A 21,010-nucleotide genomic window follows, 5' to 3' on the forward strand; every position below is an offset into this window, starting at 1 on the left:
AGGAGACGTCCGGCGGGGGTCGTCGGTCGCCTCCGGGGGTCGACCGCCTCATGGGTTCGCTGGGCCGTGGGCCCCGCACCTATCATGCGCCCATGACTGGCCGCATCCTCCGCATGTCGACCCTGTTCGTGCGCACCCTGCGCGACGACCCCAACGACGCCGAGGTCCCGAGCCACCGCTTGCTGGTCCGCGCCGGCTACATCCGCCGCGCCGCCCCCGGCATCTACACCTGGCTCCCGCTCGGCCTGCGGGTGCTGCGCAGGATCGAGAACATCGTCCGCGACGAGATGGACGACATCGGCGCGCAGGAGCTGTCGTTCCCCGCGCTGCTGCCCCGTGAGCCCTACGAGGCGACCAACCGCTGGACCGAGTACGGCGACAACATCTTCCGTCTCCAGGACCGCAAGGGCGGCGACTACCTCCTCGGCCCCACCCACGAGGAGATGTTCACCCTCGTGGTGAAGGACCTCTACTCGTCCTACAAGGACCTGCCGCTCTCGATCTACCAGATCCAGACGAAGTACCGCGACGAGGCCCGCCCGCGCGCCGGCCTGCTGCGCGGGCGCGAGTTCATCATGAAGGACTCCTACTCGTTCGACGTCGACGACGCCGGCCTCGACGCGTCGTACGCCAAGCACCGTGAGGCCTACATCCGCATCTTCGACAAGCTCGGCTTCGAGTACGTCATCGTGCGGGCGCACGCCGGCGCGATGGGCGGCTCGAAGTCCGAGGAGTTCCTCGCCAAGGCGGCGGTCGGCGAGGACACCTACGTCACCTGCCCCGCATGCGGGTTCGCCGCCAACGTCGAGGCCGTCGAGACGCCGTCCCCCGCGCCGGTGCCGTACGACGACGCGCCCGACGCGCACGTCGAGGACACCCCCGACACGCCCACCATCGACTCGCTGGTCGAGCTGCTCAACCGCTCGTTCCCGCGCGAGGACCGCCCGTGGGCGGCAGAGGACACGCTCAAGAACGTGCTGATGGTGGTCACCCAGCTCGACGGCACCAGCGAGCCGCTCGCCATCGGCGTCCCCGGCGACCGCGAGGTCGACCCCAAGCGGCTCGAGGCGACCCTCTACCCGGCGGAGTTCCGGCCGTTCAACGAGGAGGACTTCGCGAAGTACCCCGACCTCGTGAAGGGCTACATCGGCCCCGGCGTGCTCGGCGAGAAGGGCACGTCCGGCATCCGGTTCCTCGTCGACCCGCGGGTCGTGGAGGGGACGCGCTGGGTGACCGGCGCCGACGAGCCCGGTCGCCACGTGCTCGACCTCACCGTGGGCCGCGACTTCACCCCGGACGGCACGATCGAGGCCGCCGAGGTGCGCGCGGGCGACCCGTGCCCGCGCGGCGACGGCATCCTCGAGGCCGCGCGCGGCATCGAGATGGGCCACATCTTCCAGCTCGGCCGCAAGTTCGCCGACGCCCTCGGGCTCCAGGTCCTCGACGAGAACGGCAAGCTCGTCACCGTCACCATGGGCTCCTACGGCATCGGCCCCTCGCGCGCCGTGGCCGCCATCGCGGAGAACACCCTCGACGAGATGGGCCTGTGCTGGCCACGCGCCGTGGCGCCGGCCGACGTGCACGTCGTGGCCGCCGGCAAGGACGACGCGATCTTCGACGCCGCCGAGCGGCTGGTCGCCGACCTCGCCGCGCAGGGCGTCGAGGTGATCTACGACGACCGCCGCGGCAAGGTGAGCCCGGGCGTGAAGTTCAAGGACGCCGAGCTCATCGGCGTGCCCACGATCGTCACCGTCGGCCGCGGCCTCGCCGACGGCAACGTCGAGGTCCGCGACCGCCGCTCCGGCGAGCGCGAGGACGTCGCCGTCGGCTCGGCCGTCGCGCGGATCACCGAGATCGTCCGCAGCTAGGTCACCCGTGATCGTGGAGGATCCGAGTCACCGGGTGGCTCGGATCCTCCACGATCCCGCCGTCCGTCCCCCGATAGGTTCGCCCCCATGACCTCCACGCGCATCGAGGCCGTCATCTTCGACTGGGGCGGGACCCTGACCCGCTGGCACGACGTGGACTTCCATGCCGAGTCGCTGGCCCTGGCGGAGGCCGTACGCCGCACGCCCACGCCCGACGACGACCACCACGCCCACGCGGCACGTCTGCACCGCGCGGGTGACGTCGTCTGGGGACGCAGCCGCGACCACCAGCAGAGCGCGACCATCGCCGACCTCTTCGCCGAGGCGGGGCTCGACCACGACCCCGATTTGCTGTCCGCCTACTACGACTTCTGGGAGCCGCACACCTCGACCGACCCCGAGGTGCGGCCGATGTGGGAGGAGCTCCGGGGGATGGGGCTCAAGGTCGGCGTGCTGTCCAACACCGTCTGGCCGCGTGAGTGGCACGTGGGCTTCTTCGAGCGCGACGGTGTCTACGACCTGGTCGACGGTGACGTCTACACCAGCGAGATCCCGTGGACGAAGCCCTCGCCGAAGGCGTTCGGCGCCGCGATGGAGGCGGTGGGCGTGAGCGACCCGGCCGCGTGCGTCTACGTCGGGGACCGGCTCTTCGACGACGTGTGGGGCGCCCACAACGCCGGCCTGCGGGCCATCCACGTGCCGCACAGCACCATCCCGCCCGCCCAGGTCGGGCACACCGAGGGCGACCCGGACGCGACCGTCATGTCGCTGGCCGAGGTCCCCGGGGTCGTACGGCGCCTCGACGCCCCCTGAGCGCGGCACTTCTGCAACTTCGTGCGTTGCAGGAACATGCAAGTGAGATGTGCTTACGTTCGCCCGGGATCGAATGCATGATTGTGCATGTCGAACCGGCCACCCCACAGGCCGGCCGACACAGGGTGATGCTGACCAACCCCATCAGGCGGTCCGCGTCCTCGGCCCTTGGGAGAGATCTCGGGACTTTCCCAAGGGTTGAGGCCGCGGGCCGCTTTCCCGTTCCCGGGGCGGTTCATCGGCCAAGCTCTCGGCCAAGCTCTCGGCCAAGCTCTCGGCCAAGCTCTCGGCCAAGCTCTCGGCCAAGCCCTCGGTCGTGCCCTCAGTCCAGCTCGGGCGCGCCTGGCCAGGTCTGCGCGGCGCCGCCGAGCTCGAGCTGCCACACGGCTGACCACGTCGCCTCGGTGAGCGCCCAGTCGCGCACCTCGCCGCTCGACCGGGCGACCAGCGCGAGCAGCGTCTCCACGCCGGCCGCCTCGAGGCCGACCGCGGCCCGCTGGACCTGCGGCGGACGTACGAGCGCTCCGTCGAGCTCGTAGGCGACGGCTGCCGCGACGGGCTCGCCGCCGGCGTCGCGGACCAGCAGGCGCAGCTGGTCGCGGCGCGCCCGGTGGCGCCGGTACGCCGCCGTCACCGCGTCGTACAGCGCCGGGGAGGCCGACTGGGACGTACGCGCACCGAGCACGCCGTAGGTCCAGAGCGTGGCGTGCTCCTCGGCGAGCGCGGCCTGGAGGGCGTCGAGGGTGCTCATGGTGCCTCCGCCTGACCGACCGCGGGGTCCGCGAGGGCCGCGCCGTGCTGGGCCGTCGAGGCCGCCACGCTGGCGAGCACTCGCGCCAGGTCGCCGCTCGCGGCGGTCAGGCAGGCCTGCCTGACCGCGCGCTGCAGCCGCTGCTCCGAGCGTCGCACCGCGGCCAGGGCGCGTGCCCGACCGGCGGCGATCGCGGGCGGCTCCGAGGCAGGTACGTCGGCGTCCGCGACCGCGCCGGAGAGCAGTGCGAGGTGGTCGGCGTGGGCCGCCGCGACGGGCTCCAGCAGGGGAGTGAGGGCGGGGACCGACAGGGTCGCCGCCTCCAGCACCGCGCCGGCGCGTACGAGCTCTGCCACCACGGTCGCCACGAGCTCGGCGTCCTCGGGTGGCGGCGGAGTGGCCGGGGACGACCCGTCCGACGACGCGGGCGGATCGATGTCGCAGGCCGCGAGGACGAAGGGCGCCGTGAGCGCCGACCCGACCGCCGAGACGACCGCCGTACGACGGGTCAGCGGGCGTCCGGGCACCCCCGAACCCTACCCATCCGACGCTCCGGTCCGGACCGGTCGCCCGGGGATGTCGACGCCCGGTAGGGGGCCGCTATCGTGATCCCTCGACAACTACACAAGGAGGTCGCACCCGATGAGCACTCCCCGACAGGAAGCCACCCGGGACCGCATCGAGGCGGAGCTGGTCGACCCCTTGCGCGTGTTGGGCCTCGACGTCGAGGCCGTCGAGGTCACCCCCGCCGGCAAGCGCCGTGTGGTGCGCGTCGCCGTCGACAAGGACGGCGGCGTCACGCTCGACGACGTCGCCGACGCCACGCGTGAGGTCTCCCGCGTGCTCGACGAGTCCGACGTGATGGGCGAGATGCCCTACACGCTCGAGGTCACCTCCCGCGGCGTCGACCGCCCCCTGACGCTCCCGCGGCACTGGCGGCGCAACGAGGACCGGCTGGTCAAGGCCACCCTCGTCGACGGGTCGAGCCTGACCGGTCGCGTCGTCGCCTCCAGTGACGACGCCGCCACGCTCGCCGTCGACGGCGAGCGGCACGAGGTGTCCTACGCCGACGTGGCCAAGGCCCTCGTGCAGATCGAGTTCAACCGCAAGACCGAGAAGAAGGACGACTGATGGACATCGACCTGAGCATCCTGCGCATGCTGGAGCGGGAGAAGGAGATCTCCTTCGAGGTGCTCGCGGAGGCGATCGAGCAGGCGCTGCTCACCGCCTACCAGCGCGCGACCGAGTCCCACCACCCCGCCCGCGTCGAGCTCGACCGCAAGACCGGTCACGTCACCGTGTGGGCGCGCGAGCTCGACGAGGACGGCACCGCCGGCCCCGAGTACGACGACACGCCCCAGGGCTTCGGCCGCATCGCCGCGACGACTGCCAAGCAGGTGATGCTCCAGCGCCTGCGCGACGCCGAGGACGAGATCAAGTTCGGCGAGTTCTCCGGCAAGGAGGGCGACATCATCTCCGGCACCATCCAGCAGGGCCGCAACCCCGACGACGTCATGGTCGACCTGGGCAAGCTCGAGGCGATCCTGCCCGTCAGCGAGCGCGTGCCGGGGGAGAAGTACGTCCACGGCGAGCGCATCAAGTGCCTGGTGACCTCGGTGCGCAAGGGCATGCGCGGACCGCAGATCACGCTCTCGCGCTCCCACCCGACCCTCGTCAAGAAGCTCTTCGCGCTCGAGGTCCCCGAGATCGCCGACGGCACCGTCGAGATCGCCGGCATCGCCCGCGAGGCCGGCCATCGCACCAAGATCGCGGTGCACTCCACCGTCCCCGGCGTCAACGCCAAGGGCGCGTGCATCGGCCCGATGGGACAGCGGGTGCGCAACGTGATGAGCGAGCTGCACGGCGAGAAGATCGACATCGTCGACTGGGCCGAGGACCCCGCGGAGCTGGTTGCGCACGCGCTGTCGCCGGCCCGGGTCAACTCCGTGGAGATCGTCGACCTCGCCGCGCGCTCGTGCCGGGTGGTCGTGCCCGACTTCCAGCTCTCCCTCGCCATCGGCAAGGAGGGCCAGAACGCCCGCCTCGCCGCCCGGCTCACCGGATGGCGCATCGACATCCGCTCGGACGAGGCGCCGGCCCCGGAGTAGGTGCCGGCGTGGGGCTCAGTTCGTAAACCAGTGGCCCCACGCAGTAGAGTGACGATCAGTGGCCACCACGTCTGACACCCCTGCGCCCGGACCCGTCCGGACCTGCGTGGGTTGCCGGACCAGGGCCGCTGCGAGCGAGCTGCTGCGAGTGGTCGCAGGCTCGGACGCCGGGGGCACGCCAGCCCTGGTGCCCGATCCGGACCGCCGGGCACCCGGTCGTGGGGCGCACCTGCACCCCACGCACGAGTGTTGGGAGCTCGCGGTGCGACGCCGAGCATTCCCCCGGGCCCTGCGCTCGGGAGTCCCGCTCGCCGGAGCACCGGTGGAGGACTACCTCGCCTCGTTGCACGACCCATCCGATCCACAGCACGACCGACCAGAAACTGGAGCACGCAGCTCATGAGCACTCGATGAGTAACTCGTAATGAGTGTGCACACCCACTAGCTGTTCCGTTTCCCCTCTCCTTCTGGGGTCACGGACCAGAAGGAGTAGTTACCAACCGTGGCAAAGACCCGAGTCCACGAACTCGCCAAGGAGTTCGGAGTCGAGAGCAAGTTCGTTCTCGAGAAGCTCAAGGAGATGGGTGAGTTCGTCAAGTCGGCATCGTCGACCGTCGAGCCCCCCGTCGAGATGCGCTTCAAGAAGCAGTACGGCGACGAGCTGAAGGCCGCTGCGGCCTCCGCTCCCGCCGCCGACAAGGCGCCCGAGGCCGACAAGCCTGCCGCCAAGAAGGCCGCGCCCAAGCCCGGCCCCAAGCCGGCGCCTGCGCCTGCCGCGACCGAGGCGCCTGCCGAGGCTCCGGCCCCGGCTGCCGCCGAGCCCGCTGCAGAGCCCGCCGCCGAGCCGGCTGCCGAGCCGGCCGCTCCGGCGGCGAGGCCCGGCCCCAAGCCCGGCCCCAAGGCTCCGGCCGCCGAGCCGCAGGCCCCCGCGGCCGAGCCCGAGCCCCCCGCCGCTCCGGCGGCCAAGGCGCCGAGCCCGGCCCCGCGGCCCGTCGGCAGGCCGGGTGCCCCGCGCCCCGGCAACAACCCGTTCGCCCCCAGCCAGGGCATGGGGCAGCGCCCCGCACCCCGTACGGGTGGCGACGACAACCGTCCGCCGCGTCCGCCGGGTGCTGGTGGCGGCGACGCCCGCCCCGGCATGCCGCGCCCCAACCCGGCGATGATGCCCAAGTCCCCGGCGGCCTTCGGCAACGGTCCGGGCGCCCGTCCGGCCCGTGGTGGCCCCGGTGGCGGCCCCGGTCGTCCGGGTGCCCCCGGCCGCGGTGCCCCGGGTCGTCCCGGCGCCGGTGCCGGCGCCCCGGGTGGCGCTCCCGGACGCCCCGGCGGCTTCGGCCCGTCCGGTGGCGGTCGTCCCGGTGGCGGTCGTCCCGGTCAGCGCGGTCAGACCCAGGGTGCCTTCGGGCGTCCCGGCGGTCCGTCGCGTCGCGGCCGCAAGTCCAAGCGGGCGCGTCGTCAGGAGTTCGAGGCCATGGAGGCCCCGACCATCGGCGGTGTGCGCGTCCGCAAGGGCAACGGCGAGACCGTACGCCTGCCGCGCGGTGCGTCCCTGACCGACTTCGCCGAGAGGATCAACGTCGACGCGGCCGCCCTGGTCCAGATGCTGTTCTCGCTCGGTGAGATGGTCACCTCGACCCAGTCCGTCGGCGACGAGACGTTCGAGCTGCTCGGCGAGGAGCTCAACTACGTCGTCCAGATCGTGTCCCCGGAGGACGAGGACCGCGAGCTGCTCGAGACGTTCGACCTCGAGTTCGGCGCCGACGAGGGCGACGAGGCCGACCTGGTCGTCCGACCGCCGGTCGTCACGGTCATGGGTCACGTCGACCACGGAAAGACCAAGCTCCTCGACGCGCTGCGTGACGCCAACGTGGTCGACAAGGAGGCCGGTGGCATCACCCAGCACATCGGTGCCTACCAGGTCCACACCGAGGTCGAGGGCGAGGACCGTCGCATCACCCTGATCGACACCCCCGGCCACGAGGCGTTCACCGCCATGCGTGCCCGTGGTGCCCAGGCCACCGACATCGCGATCCTCGTGGTCGCGGCCGACGACGGCGTGATGCCGCAGACGGTCGAGGCGCTCAACCACGCCAAGGCCGCCGGGGTCCCGATCGTGGTCGCGGTCAACAAGATCGACAAGCCCGAGGCCGACTCCACCAAGGTCCGCGGCCAGCTCACCGAGTACGGCCTGATCCCCGAGGAGTACGGCGGCGACGCGATGTTCGTCGACGTCTCGGCCAAGGCCGGGCTCAACCTCGACAAGCTGCTCGAGGCCGTCGTGCTCACCGCCGACGCGTCCCTGGACCTGCGGGCCAACCCCACGCAGGACGCCCAGGGCCTGGTGGTCGAGGCGCACCTCGACCGCGGTCGCGGTCCGGTCGCCACGGTCCTGGTCCAGCGCGGAACCCTCCGCGTGGGCGACTCGATCGTGGCCGGTCCGGCCCACGGTCGCGTCCGGGCGATGCTCGACGAGCACGGCAACGAGATCGCCGAGGCCGACCCGTCGCGTCCCGCGATGGTGCTGGGTCTCTCGGCGGTGCCGGGTGCGGGCCAGAACTTCATCGTGGTCGACGACGACCGCATGGCCCGCCAGATCGCCGAGAAGCGCGAGGCGCGCGAGCGTGCGGCCATGCAGGCCAAGCGTCGCGTGCGCCGCAGCCTCGAGGACTTCATGGCGTCCATGGAGAAGGGCGAGAGCCAGGAGCTCAACCTCATCCTCAAGGGCGACGTGTCCGGTTCGGTCGAGGCGCTCGAGGACGCGCTGTCCCAGATCGACGTGGGCGACGAGGTCTCCCTGCGCGTGATCGACCGCGGTGTCGGTGCGATCACCGAGACCAACGTCGACCTCGCCGCAGCCTCCGACGCCATCATCATCGGCTTCAACGTCCGCCCGCAGGGCAAGGCGAGCCAGATGGCCGACAAGGAGGGTGTCGAGATCCGCTACTACTCGGTCATCTACCAGGCGATCGAGGAGATCGAGGCGGCGCTCAAGGGCATGCTCAAGCCGGTCTACGAGGAGTCGACCCTCGGTCAGGCGGAGATCCGCGAGATCTTCCGCTCGTCCAAGGCCGGCAACATCGCAGGCTGCATGGTCACCTCCGGCCTCATCCGGCGCAACGCCAAGGTCCGGGTCCTGCGCGACGGAGCGGTGGTGGCCGACAACCTCGACCTCGCCTCGCTGCGCCGCGAGAAGGACGACGCCTCCGAGGTCCGCGAGGGCTTCGAGTGCGGTCTGGTGCTCCGCAACTTCCAGGACATCAAGATCGGCGATGTCGTGGAGGCCTTCGAGATGCGCGAGATCCCGCGCAGCTGATCACGCAGTACCCCTCGCTGGTCGAGCGGTCCCCTCAAAGGGACCGCTCGGCCAGCGTCATCTTCCTGAGAGAGTGACTTCCATGAGCAATCCCCGGGTGCGCAAGATCGCCGACCGGATCCAGGTGATCGTCGCCGAGATGCTCGAGCGCCGGATCAAGGACCCGCGCCTCGGCTTCGTCACCGTCACCGACGTACGCCTCACCGGCGACTCGCAGCAGGCCTCGATCTTCTACACCGTGCTGGGCACCGAGGACGAGCTGGCCAGCACCGCCGCCGCGCTCGAGTCCGCCAAGGGGGTCATCCGCTCCGAGGTCGCCAAGCAGCTCGGCATGCGCATCGTGCCGACGCTGACCTTCATCCCCGACGCCCTCCCCGAGAGCGCCCGCGCGCTCGACGAGGTGCTCGCGCGCGCCAAGCAGCAGGACGAGGAGGTCGCGGCCCGTCGCGTCGAGGCCTACGCCGGCGAGCCCGACCCCTACAAGAAGCCCCGCGCGGCCGAGGACGACCTCGAGGACGAGGACGAGGACGACGAACTCGACAGGCTCGACGACGCGCTCGACGACGAGGACGACCGCTCCTGATGGTCGACCCCGGTCTGGTCGTCGTCGACAAGGCCCCGGGCATGACCTCGCACGACGTCGTGGCCCGGGTGCGCCGGCTCGCCGGCACCCGCAAGGTCGGCCACGCCGGGACCCTCGACCCGATGGCCACCGGCGTGCTCGTGCTGGGCGTCGACCGCGCCACCCGCCTCCTCGGCCACCTCATGCTTACCGAGAAGGCCTACGAGGCGACCATCCGGCTGGGCGTCGCGACGACGACCGACGACGCCGAGGGCGAGGTCGTCGCGACCCGAGCGACCGACGGCGTGGACCCGGAGGCCGTACGCACGGAGCTGGCGCGCTTCGTCGGGGACATCGAGCAGGTGCCGACCGCCGTGTCCGCGATCAAGGTCGACGGCAAGCGGGCCTACGCCCGGGTCCGCGACGGCGAGCAGGTCGAGCTGAAGCCGCGGCCGGTCACCATCCACGAGCTGGTGGTGCACGACGTGGCGCTGCCCGACGTACGCGTCTCGGTGCGGTGCTCGTCCGGCACCTACATCCGCGCCATCGCGCGGGACCTCGGCGCCGCGCTCGGGGTCGGCGGGCACCTGACCGCGCTGCGGCGCACGGCTGTGGGCTCCTTCGACCTCTCGGTCGCGCGCACGCTCGAGCAGCTGTCCGAGGACTTCGCCGTCCTGCCGATCGCCGAGGCGGCGCGCGCGACCTTCCCGGCCGTCGACGTCGACGACGAGCAGGCGGCGCACGTGCGCGTCGGGCGGGCACTGGAGCTCGCGCTCCCGGGCGAGGGCCCGCACGCGGTCTTCGCCCCCGACGGTGCGTTCCTGGCGCTCTACGAGCAGCGCGGCGAGCAGGCCCGGCCGGTCGCCGTCTTCGTCTGACCCGAGCCACTTCCACCCCTGCGGGTGAACGGCTGGTCTTGACCACCTGACATGTCGGTGGTGCCAGGCGCGATGCAGGCGCAAGGTGTGAGAGGGCCGAGAGGTCGCAGGGTGCGGCCCGGCGCTCGAGGAGGCATCCATGTTCGTCCATCGCATCGCCGCATCCGCCGTCAGCGTCCTGGTGCTGACCGCCGGTGCGCTGACAGGGACCACGGCCGGAGCCGCCGGTGCTGCTGCACGGGAGACAGCAGCCGGCACCGTGTCGGTCAGCATCACCGCCGCCCACAACGTGGTGATGGCCACCACGATCCAGCCCGGCGTCAGCCAGTTCCGGGTGACGACCGAGGCCAAGCGGTCCGGCTTCCAGCTGCTCCAGCTCGCTGAGGGCTACACCCTCGAGGACGCCATCGCCGACGTCGACGCGGGCCTGGACAAGGGCAGGCTCAGGGCACTCAAGCGGTTCGAGGCCAACGTGACCCTGTTCGGCGGCGTCAACGTGCTGCGCGGGAAGATCGGCAAGCTCACGGTGAACCTGCCGGTCGGCACCTACTACGCCGCCGACATCGAGAGGAACCGGCCGTCGGCGTTCACCGCGTTCACGGTCGCGGGCACCGACACCGGTGCCGCCATGCCGTCGGGACCCACGGTCAGGGCGGTCGGCAGCGCCAGCTGGTCCAAGCGCCCGAAGACCATTCCGCGCCGGGGCACGCTGACCTTCGAGAACTTCAGCTCGCAGAACCACTTCGTGAGCCTGGTGAAGCTCCAGAAGGGCAAGACGGCCAAGGACTTCGCGGCGTGGCTCGACGGCCTCATGGAGGGCGAGGAAGGTCCGCCGCCGGTCAGCTTCCGCGTCGGCTTCGACAGTGGTGTGGTGTCGCCCGGCAAGACGGTGGCGATGAACTACCGCCTGCCGAAGGGCGACTACGTCCTCGTGTGCTTCTGGCCCGATGCCTCGATGGGCGGCATGCCCCACGCGTTCATGGGCATGTTCCGCGGCATCAAGGTCGGCTAGCGACAGGCAGACCCGGCGACGCGGGGTGCCGGCCCCGCGTCGCTAGGCTGCGCAGGTGCAGATCTGGCAAGACGTCGACGACGTGCCGGCCGACCTCGGCCGCACGGTCGTCAGCATCGGCAACTTCGACGGGGTGCACCTGGGCCACGCCCACGTGCTCCGTGAGGCGCGGGCGACGGCGCGGCGGCTGGGCATCGACACCGTGGTGGCGGTGACCTTCGACCCGCACCCCATGGCGGTGCTGCGGCCCGAGCACGCCCCACCCACCCTCACCTCGATCGAGACCCGCTCCCGGCTGCTCGAGGCAGCCGGTGTCGACTCGATCCTCGTCGTCGGCTTCGACCGCGAGATCGCGGCGTGGACGCCGCAGGACTTCATCGACCGGATCCTCGTCGACACGCTGCACGCGGGTGCGGTCGTCGTGGGTGCCAACTTCCGCTTCGGCGCCAAGGCCGCCGGCGACGTGGCCACCCTCGTCGAGGCGGGGAAGAGCCGCGACTTCGAGACCGTCGGGGTCGCCCTCGACGGCGGACCGCAGGTCTGGAGCTCCACCTATGTGCGCCAGTGCCTGGCGACGGGTGACGTCGCGGGCGCGGCCGAGGCCCTGGGCCGGACGTTCACCGTGCGCGGCACGGTCGTCGAGGGCGACAAGCGCGGTCGCGAGCTCGGCTACCCGACCGCAAACGTCCCGCTCCCGCCCGTCGACGCGGCGCCGGCCGACGGCGTCTACGCCGGGTGGCTGACCCGCCTCGACACCGGCGAACGGTTCCCGGCCGCGATCTCGGTCGGCACCAACCCGACCTTCGACGGCGAGCGCGAGCGGCGCGTCGAGTCCTACGTCCTCGACCGCGACGACCTCGAGCTCTACGGGGTCGAGGTCGAGGTCGCCTTCGTCGACCGGCTGCGCGGGATGGTGAAGTTCGAGGGGATCGAGGCGCTCGTGGAGACCATGCACGACGACGTGCGCCGGGCGCGCGAGCTGCTCGCGTGACGGGGGACCGTACGGCGGTCGAGGCGTGGTTCCTCGCCCACGGGCTGCCCTACTTCGTCGCCGAGGAGCGGGCGGCTGCCCGTGCCGGGCTGCGACCGAGACGACTGGTGTCGCTGGTCGTCGTCCTGGTCGTGCTCGCGGCCGGCGCCGGCGTGCTCGCGTGGGCCTCGGAGTCGTACGCCGCCGGACCCGCGCTGTGGCTCTCCGTCGCCGTGCTCGGGCTGCTCTGGTACGCCTCCACCGCCCTGCACGCCCGACCCATCCTGGGCTTCGCGCTGTCCCGCACCCTCGGCAGCGTGCGCTTCATCGCGCCGATGGCCTCGCGGGCGCTGCCGCTGCTCCTGGTCTTCGTGACGTTCCTGTTCGTCAACGCCGAGGCGTGGGAGATGACCAGCAACCTGCCCTTCGGGCTGCTGTGGGTCACGGTCCTGCTGATGTTCGGCCTGGCCGTGCTGTTCCTGCTCGTGCGCCTGCCCGAGGAGGTCGACCGCGTCGACGACGAGGTGGACGACGCCTTCATCGTCCGCGCGTGCGCCGGCACCCCGCTCGAGGCGGCCAGCCGCGAGGTGGCGGCCGACCCCGCGATCGACCCGCAGGCCCACGCCCAGGTGTCCGGCTTCGAGCGCTGGAACCTGATCCTCGTGCTGCTGGTGATCCAGGCGGTGCAGGTGCTCCTGCTGTCGATCACCGTCTTCGTGTTCTTCATGCTGTTCGGCTCGCTGGTGATGGAGACCAAGACGCAGGAGTCGTGGACCGGCCGCGACTTCATCCCGGCCGCGCCGCTCCTGCCGCACGTCTCGCTGTCGCTGATGAAGGTCTCGCTGTTCCTGGCCTCGTTCAGCGGCTTCTACTTCACGGTCTCCGCCGTCACCGACGACACCTACCGCCGCCAGTTCTTCTCCGTCGTCGAGAGCCAGCTCGAGCGGGCCGTCGGGATGCGTGCGGTCTACCTGGCCACGCGCGCCCGCGACTGACGTACGTCCCGGACGCACCGACGGGCGGTGCGCCAGCCACCTTCCCCGCACGAGGGATGTGGCCGGCGCACCGCCCGTCGGGCGATCAGCGGGTCAGGCGTCGAGGTCCTGCTCGACCAGCGCGGCGATCGTGTCGACGGCCGCCTGGTCGTCGCCCGCCACCTCCACGGTGTCGCCGTTGCCGGCGCCGAGGGTCATGATCATCAGCGAGGAGCTGGCGTCCACACCGTTGATGGTGACGTCGGAGCCGAGCTCGCCGGCCTTCTCGGCGATGATCGCGGCGGGACGGGCGTGGAGGCCGACGGCGGAGCCGACGACGACGGACTTGCTGGGCATGGTTCTCCTTGAGGGTGGTGTCGTACGGACGGTCGGTCGACTAGACAGTAGCGAGGTCGGTGTCGGTGTGGCTGATGCTCTTGAGGGTGACGACGAGCGCGGCGCTGACGAGGACGCCGGCGACCAGGGCGATGACGAAGCCGAGGATCCCGTCGACGGCGAACAGCACGAAGATGCCACCGTGCGGGGCCCGGAGGCCGACGTCGAGGCCCATCGACAGCGCGCCGGTCACGGCGCTGCCGGCCATGATCGAGGGGATCACGCGCAGCGGGTCGGCCGCGGCGAACGGGATGGCGCCCTCGGTGATGAACGAGGCGCCCATCGCCCAGGCGGCCTTGCCGTTCTCACGCTCGGGGACGGTGAAGAGCTTCGGACGTACGACCGTGGCCAGGGCCAGCGCCAGCGGCGGGACCATGCCGGCGAGCATGACGGCGGCCATCACCTTGAGCTCGGGTGCGTCGGTCGCGGTCGCGGCGGCGCCGAGGCCAGTCGTGGCGAACGCGTAGGCGGTCTTGTTGAGGGGACCACCCATGTCGAAGGCCATCATCAGGCCCAGGATGACGCCGAGGATGATCGCCGAGCCGCCCTGCAGGCTGTTGAGGCCGTCGCTCAGGGCCACCATGAGGCGACCGAGCGGCTTGCCCAGGATGACCACCATGACGAAGCCGGAGATGAGGGTCGCCAGCAGCGGGATCACCAGCACCGGCATCAGGCCACGCATCCACGTGGGCACCTTCCACCGGGTGATCCAGAGCGCCACGATGCCGGCGAGCACGCCGCCGACGATGCCGCCGAGGAAGCCGGAGTTGAGCGTGCCGGCGATGGCACCCATGACGAAGCCCGGCGCGATGCCCGGGCGGTCGGCGATGGCGTACGCGATGTAGCCGGCGAGAGCCGGGACGAGGAAGCCGAAGGCAGCAGCGCCGAGCGTGAACAGCAGTGCGCCGAGGTAGGCGAAGAACGCGCTGCCGCCGAGCGCGTGGTCGAGGCCGAGCTCGTCGACGTCGGGCAGGTTGAAGAACGTGTTGTCGACCGCGATCGACTGGCCGTCGTTGACGATCTCGTAGCCGCCGAAGAGGAAGCCGAGGGCGATCAGGAGGCCGCCCGCGGCGACGAACGGGATCATGTAGGAGACACCGGTCATCAGGACGCGGCGAGCCGTGGCCCCGAAGGACTCCTTGCCGCCGTCCGTGGCACCGGCCTCGGACGCCGTGCCCTCGACCCTGGGGGCGCTGGCCGGGTCGGCGGCGTAGCGCAGGGCCTCGGCGATCATCGCGTCGGCGTCGTCGATGGGTCGCTTCACACCGGAGCTGACCATCGGCTTGCCGGCGAACCGCGAGCGGTCACGGACGCCCACGTCGACGGCGAAGATCACCGCACCGGCGGCGGCGATCGTCGACGGCGCCAGTGGCGTCGAGCCGGCGGAGCCCTGGGTCTCGACCTGGAGCGCGACGCCCGCGCGCTCGGCGGCGGCCTCGAGGGCCTCGGCCGCCATGTAGGTGTGGGCGATGCCGGTGGGGCACGCCGTGACGGCGACGAGGGACGTCGAGGTGCCGGACGTCGCCGGGGCGGCCGGGGCGGCAGCGGAGGCGGCGGCCGTGGGTGCCGCGGCGGCTGCTGCGGCGGCGGGTGCGGCAGCCTTGGCAGCGGGGGCGGGCTCGCCGAGCTCGTGCGTGACCAGGTCGACGACGTCCTCGTCGGTCTCGGCGGCGCGCAGGGCGTCGGTGAAGGCGGGCTTCACCAGGGCGCGGGCCAGCTTGGTGAGGATGGTGAGGTGGTCGGCGTCGCCTCCGGCCGGGGCCGCGATGAGGAACGCCAGGTCGGCAGGGCCGTCCTTGGCCCCGAAGTCGACGGCGGGCTCCAGCCGCGCGAAGGCGAGCGTGGGGACCTCGACGCCGGACGTGCGGCAGTGGGGGATGGCGATGCCGCCGGGCAGTCCGGTGGCCGAGGTGGACTCGCGGGCGAAGGCGTCCTCGACCAGCTGGTCCTTGCTGGTGGCGCGGCCGGCGCCGTCGACGACGTCGGCGAGCGCTCGGATGACGTCGTGCTTGTCCGAGCCCCAGTCGGCGCCCAGCCTGACGAGGTCGGTGGTGATGAGTGCGGTCATGCTGTGCCTCCGAAGGCGGTGACGCCGACGAGGTCCGGGCGGACCTGCGACGGCTGGGGGATGGTGGTGCCGGGGAGACCTGCGGCGGCGCTGCCGTAGGCGACGGCCAGTGCCAGGCGCTCCGGGGCGGGCAGCCCCCGGATGTCGCCGAGCAGGTAGCCGAAGAGGCTGGAGTCGCCGGCACCGACGGTGCTGACGACAGTGGTGGGCGGCGGGCTGGCGTGCCACGCCCCCTCGGACGTGACGAGGACGGCGCCGTTGCCGCCGAGGGTGGCCAGGACGGCGCCCACGCCGCGGTCGACGAGCTGGCGCGCCGCCGCCGCGGTGGCGGCGGGGTCGGACTCGAGCTCGTCGGCGTCGGCGCCGGTGAACGAGGCGAGCTCCTCGCCGTTGGGCTTCATCAGGTCGGGGGCCGAGTGCGACAGCGCGTCGACCAGCGCCTGCAACGGCGCCTCGCTGGTGTCGACGGCCACCCGGCCACCCACCTCGTGCAGGCGGCGTACGAGGTCGGCGTAGAAGCCGGCGGGTGCGCCCGCGGGCAGCGAGCCGGCGAGCACGGTCCAGTCCGCGCTCGAGGCGCGGACCAGCACGGCCTGCGCCATCAGCTCGAGGTGGAGGGGGAGCACGGCGGCGCCGGGGGAGTTGAGCTTGGTCGTGGTGCCGTCGGGCTCGGTGATGGTGAGGTTGACGCGTACGTCTCCCGCCGGCTGCACCGGCCGGCAGTCGATGCCGGCCCCGAGCAGCTCGAGGACGAACGGGTCGTCCTTGGCGGCGGGCACGACGGCGATGCTCGGGATGTCGGCGCTGACGGCAGCGCGGGAGATGTTGACGCCCTTGCCGCCGGCCTGCGAGGTGACCGAGGCGACCCGGTGGACCTGGCCGCGGCTCAGCTCGCCGTCGAGGGCGACCGTGCGGTCGACGCTCGGGTTGGGGGTCAGGGTGAGGATCATGCGACCACCACCTCGATGCCGGCGCCCTCGAGCGCCCGGCGGTCGGCGGCGTCGATGTCGCTGTCGGTCACCAGCACGTCGACGCTGTCGAGGGTCGCGAAGCGTACGGCGGTCTCGACCCCGAGCTTGGTGGAGTCGGCCAGCACCACGGTCCTGCGGGCGCAGGCGATGATCGCGCGCTTGGTGGCCGCCTCGTCGCTGTCGGGGGTGGTGAGCCCGTGCCCCACGGTGATGCCGTTGGTCGCGACGAACGCGACGTCCGCGCGGAGATCGGCGAGGGTGGCGACGGTGTCCGCGCCGACGGCGGCGTGGGTGGTGGGCCGGACCTTGCCCGGAAGCAGGTGCAGCTCGATCTGCGGCAGGCCGGCCAGCCGCGTCGCCACCGGCACCGCGTGCGTGATGACGGTGAGGCGGTGATCGCGGGGGAGTGCGGCGGCGAAGCGGGCGGTCGTGGTGCCTGCGTCGATGACCACGATGGAGTCGGGCGGCGGGAGGAGGGCGACGGCCGCGTTGGCGATCGCCTCCTTGGCCTGCGTGTTGGACTGGTCACGCTCGACGATGCCTGATTCGATGACGGTGAGGGACCCGGCGGGCACGGCGCCGCCGTGCACCCGACGGACCAGCCCCATCCGGTCCAGGGTGGACAGGTCGCGGCGGACGGTCTCGGTGGTGACCTCGAACTGCTCGGCGAGCTGGACGACGGACAGCCGGCCGCGACGACTGATCAGGTGAGCCATCGCCTGCTGGCGCTCTTCGGCGTACATCGGTCCACCTCCCGGGGGATCTGTGTATGTGTTGTTTTAGTACCGAATGTGTTGCTTGTCAACAACTGAGTGATCTACGGTGTGTCCATGACCACACCGGCGAGCTCATCCGCGAACTCCCTGAGCGGGACCCCGGTCGTGCCGGGCGTCGCCGCAGGGCCCGTCCTCCACGTGCGGGGGGAGGTGTCGCCCGACGCGATCGCCCGCTTCGGTGACGGAGACTTCGCCGACGCGGAGGCCGCGCTGGCGGCGTACGACGAGGCGGCGGTCGCCGTGGCGGAGACATTCTCCGCCAAGGCCGCCGACGCCCAGGGCGCGGCGGCCGAGGTGCTCACGGCGAGCGCCGGCCTCGCGCGTGACAAGGGGTTGCGCTCCGCCGTCGCCAAGAACCTCCAGTCCGGGCAGGGCCCGGTCAAGGCCGTGCAGGGCGCGGTGGAGCAGTTCGTCACGATCTTCACCAACATGGGCGGCCTGATGGCCGAGCGGGTCACCGACCTGCGCGACATCGAGCGCCGGGTCGTCGCGCACCTCGTCGGTGAGCCCCCGCCGGGCGTGCCGACCCCGAGCGAGCCGTCGATCCTGGTCGCCGAGGACCTCGCCCCGAGCGACACCTCGGGACTCGACCCCGCACTTGTCACCGCGCTCGTCACCGAGCGCGGAGGCGCCACCAGCCACACCGCGATCATCGCCCGCCAGCTCGGCATCCCGTGCGTGGTCGGCGCCGCGGGGTGCATGGAGATCCCTGCCGGCGCGTTCGTCGTGGTCGACGGCGAGACCGGTGTCGTCGAGCAGGGCGCCGACCCCGACGAGGCGTCCGCCCGTGTCGAGGAGAGCCGCCGCCTGCGCGAGGAGCTCGCCAGCTGGAACGGCCCGGCGTCGACCTCCGACGGACTGCCAATCAAGCTGCTGGCCAACGTCGCCGACGGGCCGTCCGCCGCGTCCGCCGGCACCGAGCCCGTGCAGGGGGTCGGACTGTTCCGCACCGAGCTGTGCTTCCTCAACCGCAAGGACGAGCCCAGCGTCGAGGAGCAGGCCGACATCTACTCCGACGTCCTCTCGCCCTACTCCGACGGTCGCTACGTCGTCGTACGCACCCTCGACGCCGGCTCCGACAAGCCGATCGCGTTCGCGACCCAGGAGGGGGAGGAGAACCCCGCCCTCGGCGTACGCGGCCTGCGGCTGAGCTTCGGCAACCCGGGCCTGATGGACCGCCAGCTCGACGGCATCGCCGCGGCGGCCGAGCGCACCGGCACCGAGACGTGGGTGATGGCGCCGATGGTCGCGACCGTCGCCGAGGCCGCCGACTTCGCCGAGAAGGTGCACGCGCGCGGGCTCAAGGCCGGCGTCATGGTCGAGATCCCCAGCGCGGCGCTGCTCGCCCACCGGATGCTCGAGGTCGTCGACTTCCTCTCCATCGGCACCAACGACCTCACCCAGTACGCCATGGCCGCCGACCGCATGGCCACCGACCTCGCCCACCTGACCGACCCGTGGCAGCCGGCGGTGCTCCAGCTGATCGCGATCACGGCGCACGCGGGAGTCGAGGCGGGCAAGCCCGTCGGGGTCTGCGGCGAGGCCGCGGCCGACCCGCTGCTGGCGACGGCGCTCATCGGCATGGGCATCTCGTCGCTCTCGATGGCCGCGCGAGCCGTACGCCCCGTCGGCGCGCAGCTGGGCAAGGTCAGCTTCGAGACCTGCGAGGCCGCGGCCGAGGCTGCGCTGGGGGCCCCCGACCCGATGGCCGCGCGGGCTGCTGTGCGGGAGCTGCTCGGCCACTGAGGCCCCGTGCCGACCGACTCCGCGCCTCCCTCACGGAGGCTCCATCCACCTCACCACGGAGGAACCATGACATCAGCGTACGACCGGTACCGCGCGGCCGACCTCGAGCTGCCCGAAGCTGCCTGGGCCTGGAACCTGTGGGGCGCGGGCGAGGAGAACATGGGCAAGGACGACCAGCCCGAGCTGCTCCCCATCCCGTCACCCGATGCCGACCACATGCTGGTGCGCATCGACAGCGTGGGCCTCTGCTTCTCCGACGTGAAGATCATGCGCCAGGGCGGCAGCCACCCGAAGCTCTACGACCGCGACCTGTCCAAGGAGCCCACCCGACTGGGGCACGAGGTCAGCCTCACCGTCATCGAGGTCGGCGACAACCTCAAGGACCGGTACCACGCGGGCCAGCGGCTGGCCGTGCAGCCCGACATCTACCAGGACGGCAAGAGCACCGCCTACGGCTACACGATCCCCGGCGGGCTGATCCAGTACCACCTGATGGGCTCGGAGATGCTCGAGACCGACGACGGCGCCTGCCTGCTGCCCCTCCCCGACACGATGGGGTACGCCGAGGGGTCCACGCTGGAGCCGTGGGGTTGCGTGATGGCCGCCTACACCCAGCGTCGCCGGCTCGAACCCCGGGCCGGCGGGACCATGTGGATCGTCGGCCGGCCCGGGGACGAGCGGGACTACCTCTTCTCCTCGGGGCTGGACGCTCCGGCCACCATCGTGATGACCGACGCGCCGGCCTCGGTGCAGGAGCTGGTGGAGCGCACCTCGGCCACCACGGTCGTGCGCAACGGCATCGGCACCGACGACTACCAGTCGTTGGTGGACGAGCTGACCGACGGCGCCGGCTTCGACGACATCGTCATCCTCGATCCTCGTTCCGCGGCGACGGTGGGTGCCGTGGCCCGACACATTGCCCGGCGGGGCACCCTCAACATGGTGGGCGAGACCGCCCTCGACGGCCTGGTGGACACCGACGTCGGTCGTCTGCACTACGACTACACCGCCTACCTCGGCGGCCGGGGTCCGGACATCGCCGCCTCCTACGGAGAGGCGCGCAACCGCTGTGACCTGCGTCCGCGGGGCACGACGGTCTTCGTGGGCGCCGGTGGCCCCATGGGGCTGATGCACGTCCAGCGGGCCATCCAGCAGCCCGACGGCCCCCGCACGATCGTCGCCACCGAGGTGAGCGACGAGCGCCTGAAGAGCCTCGAGGACCGTCTGGCCCACCTGGCGGAGAGCAACGACTGCGAGCTGCTCACCTTCAACTCCCAGGCCGCGGACCAGTCCCTCCACGACTTCGTCATGGGGATCACCGACGGCCAGGGTGCCGACGACGTGGTGGTCAGCGTCCCGATCTCCGCCGTGATGGCCGAGGCCGACACACTGATGAAGTCCGACGGCATGCTGGTCTTCTTCGCCGGCGTTCCCAACGGCACGCTGGCGCCGCTGAACCTGAGCGCGGTCTACCTGGACAACGCCCAGTACACCGGGACCTCAGGCCTGACCATCCACGACCAGCAGCAGGTGGTGGACCTGGCCAACCAGGGCGACCTCTCCCCGGGATCCATCGTCGGCGCCGTCGGCGGCATGCTGGCGGCCAAGGACGGCCTCCAGGCACTGGTCGACGGTCGCTACTCCGGGAAGGTGCTGATCTTCCCCCAGATCCACGACCTCCCCCTCATGGGGCTCGACGAGCTGAGGGAGACGTTGCCGGACGTCGCCGAGAAGCTGGGGCCCGGCGACACGTGGAACGACGAGGCGGAGAAGGCGCTCTTCGAGAGCCAGCTGGGCAGCTAGGCCA

The 21,010-nt window shown here is 71.9% G+C and carries 19 protein-coding genes; 13 read left to right on the forward strand and 6 right to left on the reverse strand.

Features of this window, described 5'->3' with window-relative positions; genetic code table 11:
• The first annotated feature begins 92 nt into the window (after positions 1 to 92).
• Together IEZ24_RS14935 and IEZ24_RS14940 are read left to right on the forward strand one after the other, a co-directional pair.
• Positions 93 to 1,868: a proline--tRNA ligase gene (locus IEZ24_RS14935; RefSeq protein ID WP_224745357.1), complete on the forward strand. Its 1,776-nt coding sequence runs from the start codon at positions 93 to 95 to the stop codon at positions 1,866 to 1,868.
• Positions 1,869 to 1,955: 87 nt separating this feature from the next.
• Positions 1,956 to 2,681, forward strand: coding sequence for an HAD family hydrolase (locus IEZ24_RS14940; RefSeq protein WP_129454767.1), 726 nt, complete (start codon positions 1,956 to 1,958; stop codon positions 2,679 to 2,681).
• Positions 2,682 to 3,003: 322 nt separating this feature from the next.
• Here the strand turns inward: IEZ24_RS14940 and IEZ24_RS14945 are convergent, their stop codons facing one another.
• Positions 3,004 to 3,432, reverse strand: coding sequence for a DUF4439 domain-containing protein (locus IEZ24_RS14945; protein WP_129454768.1), 429 nt, complete (start codon positions 3,430 to 3,432; stop codon positions 3,004 to 3,006).
• The gene (locus IEZ24_RS14950; RefSeq protein WP_129454769.1) at positions 3,429 to 3,959 is read right to left on the reverse strand and encodes a hypothetical protein; all 531 of its coding nucleotides are present in this window, start codon (positions 3,957 to 3,959) and stop codon (positions 3,429 to 3,431) included. The genes IEZ24_RS14945 and IEZ24_RS14950 overlap by 4 nt, the downstream gene beginning before the upstream one ends.
• 115 nt (positions 3,960 to 4,074) lie before the next feature.
• Between IEZ24_RS14950 and rimP the strand changes: the two genes are divergently transcribed.
• From rimP to IEZ24_RS14995, 9 genes are all read left to right on the forward strand, one after another.
• Positions 4,075 to 4,563 carry a ribosome maturation factor RimP gene (gene rimP, locus IEZ24_RS14955; RefSeq protein ID WP_129454770.1) on the forward strand — a complete coding sequence of 163 codons (489 nt, stop codon included), beginning with the start codon at positions 4,075 to 4,077 and terminating at the stop codon, positions 4,561 to 4,563.
• On the forward strand, positions 4,563 to 5,540 hold the full coding sequence (gene nusA, locus IEZ24_RS14960; RefSeq protein WP_129454771.1) for a transcription termination factor NusA: 978 nt from the start codon (positions 4,563 to 4,565) through the stop codon (positions 5,538 to 5,540). Before rimP ends, nusA begins: the two co-directional genes overlap by 1 nt.
• A gap of 106 nt (positions 5,541 to 5,646) precedes the next feature.
• The gene (locus IEZ24_RS14965) at positions 5,647 to 5,943 is read left to right on the forward strand and encodes a YlxR family protein (protein ID WP_275938080.1); all 297 of its coding nucleotides are present in this window, start codon (positions 5,647 to 5,649) and stop codon (positions 5,941 to 5,943) included.
• Between the two features lie 99 nt (positions 5,944 to 6,042).
• Positions 6,043 to 8,850: a translation initiation factor IF-2 gene (gene infB, locus IEZ24_RS14970; protein ID WP_129454773.1), complete on the forward strand. Its 2,808-nt coding sequence runs from the start codon at positions 6,043 to 6,045 to the stop codon at positions 8,848 to 8,850.
• Positions 8,851 to 8,932: 82 nt separating this feature from the next.
• Positions 8,933 to 9,433: a 30S ribosome-binding factor RbfA gene (gene rbfA, locus IEZ24_RS14975; protein WP_129454774.1), complete on the forward strand. Its 501-nt coding sequence runs from the start codon at positions 8,933 to 8,935 to the stop codon at positions 9,431 to 9,433.
• Positions 9,433 to 10,290 carry a tRNA pseudouridine(55) synthase TruB gene (gene truB, locus IEZ24_RS14980; protein ID WP_129454775.1) on the forward strand — a complete coding sequence of 286 codons (858 nt, stop codon included), beginning with the start codon at positions 9,433 to 9,435 and terminating at the stop codon, positions 10,288 to 10,290. Before rbfA ends, truB begins: the two co-directional genes overlap by 1 nt.
• A gap of 139 nt (positions 10,291 to 10,429) precedes the next feature.
• Positions 10,430 to 11,302, forward strand: a complete 873-nt coding sequence (locus IEZ24_RS14985; protein WP_129454776.1) for a hypothetical protein — start codon at positions 10,430 to 10,432, stop codon at positions 11,300 to 11,302.
• Between the two features lie 55 nt (positions 11,303 to 11,357).
• Positions 11,358 to 12,293: a bifunctional riboflavin kinase/FAD synthetase gene (locus tag IEZ24_RS14990; protein WP_129454777.1), complete on the forward strand. Its 936-nt coding sequence runs from the start codon at positions 11,358 to 11,360 to the stop codon at positions 12,291 to 12,293.
• On the forward strand, positions 12,290 to 13,267 hold the full coding sequence (locus IEZ24_RS14995) for a hypothetical protein (RefSeq protein WP_129454778.1): 978 nt from the start codon (positions 12,290 to 12,292) through the stop codon (positions 13,265 to 13,267). The genes IEZ24_RS14990 and IEZ24_RS14995 overlap by 4 nt, the downstream gene beginning before the upstream one ends.
• 93 nt (positions 13,268 to 13,360) lie before the next feature.
• Here the strand turns inward: IEZ24_RS14995 and IEZ24_RS15000 are convergent, their stop codons facing one another.
• Genes IEZ24_RS15000 through IEZ24_RS15015 form a run of 4 tightly spaced genes read right to left on the reverse strand, consistent with a single transcriptional unit; the run spans position 13,361 to position 17,424 of the window.
• Positions 13,361 to 13,603: an HPr family phosphocarrier protein gene (locus tag IEZ24_RS15000; RefSeq protein WP_129425779.1), complete on the reverse strand. Its 243-nt coding sequence runs from the start codon at positions 13,601 to 13,603 to the stop codon at positions 13,361 to 13,363.
• A gap of 40 nt (positions 13,604 to 13,643) precedes the next feature.
• Positions 13,644 to 15,710 (reverse strand): PTS fructose transporter subunit IIABC, encoded by a 2,067-nt coding sequence (locus IEZ24_RS15005; protein ID WP_129454779.1) that lies wholly within the window; start codon positions 15,708 to 15,710, stop codon positions 13,644 to 13,646.
• Positions 15,707 to 16,660, reverse strand: coding sequence for a 1-phosphofructokinase family hexose kinase (locus IEZ24_RS15010; RefSeq protein ID WP_129454780.1), 954 nt, complete (start codon positions 16,658 to 16,660; stop codon positions 15,707 to 15,709). The genes IEZ24_RS15005 and IEZ24_RS15010 overlap by 4 nt, the downstream gene beginning before the upstream one ends.
• Positions 16,657 to 17,424 (reverse strand): DeoR/GlpR family DNA-binding transcription regulator, encoded by a 768-nt coding sequence (locus IEZ24_RS15015; RefSeq protein WP_129454781.1) that lies wholly within the window; start codon positions 17,422 to 17,424, stop codon positions 16,657 to 16,659. Before IEZ24_RS15015 ends, IEZ24_RS15010 begins: the two co-directional genes overlap by 4 nt.
• An 87-nt stretch (positions 17,425 to 17,511) precedes the next feature.
• Between IEZ24_RS15015 and ptsP the strand changes: the two genes are divergently transcribed.
• Both ptsP and IEZ24_RS15025 read left to right on the forward strand, forming a co-directional pair.
• The gene (gene ptsP, locus IEZ24_RS15020; protein WP_129454782.1) at positions 17,512 to 19,203 is read left to right on the forward strand and encodes a phosphoenolpyruvate--protein phosphotransferase; all 1,692 of its coding nucleotides are present in this window, start codon (positions 17,512 to 17,514) and stop codon (positions 19,201 to 19,203) included.
• Positions 19,204 to 19,269: 66 nt separating this feature from the next.
• Positions 19,270 to 21,006 carry an alcohol dehydrogenase catalytic domain-containing protein gene (locus IEZ24_RS15025; RefSeq protein ID WP_129454783.1) on the forward strand — a complete coding sequence of 579 codons (1,737 nt, stop codon included), beginning with the start codon at positions 19,270 to 19,272 and terminating at the stop codon, positions 21,004 to 21,006.
• The last annotated feature ends 4 nt before the right edge of the window (positions 21,007 to 21,010 follow it).

This window comes from Nocardioides ganghwensis, assembly GCF_014779655.1.
GTDB classification, from domain to species: Bacteria; Actinomycetota; Actinomycetes; order Propionibacteriales; family Nocardioidaceae; genus Nocardioides; species Nocardioides ganghwensis.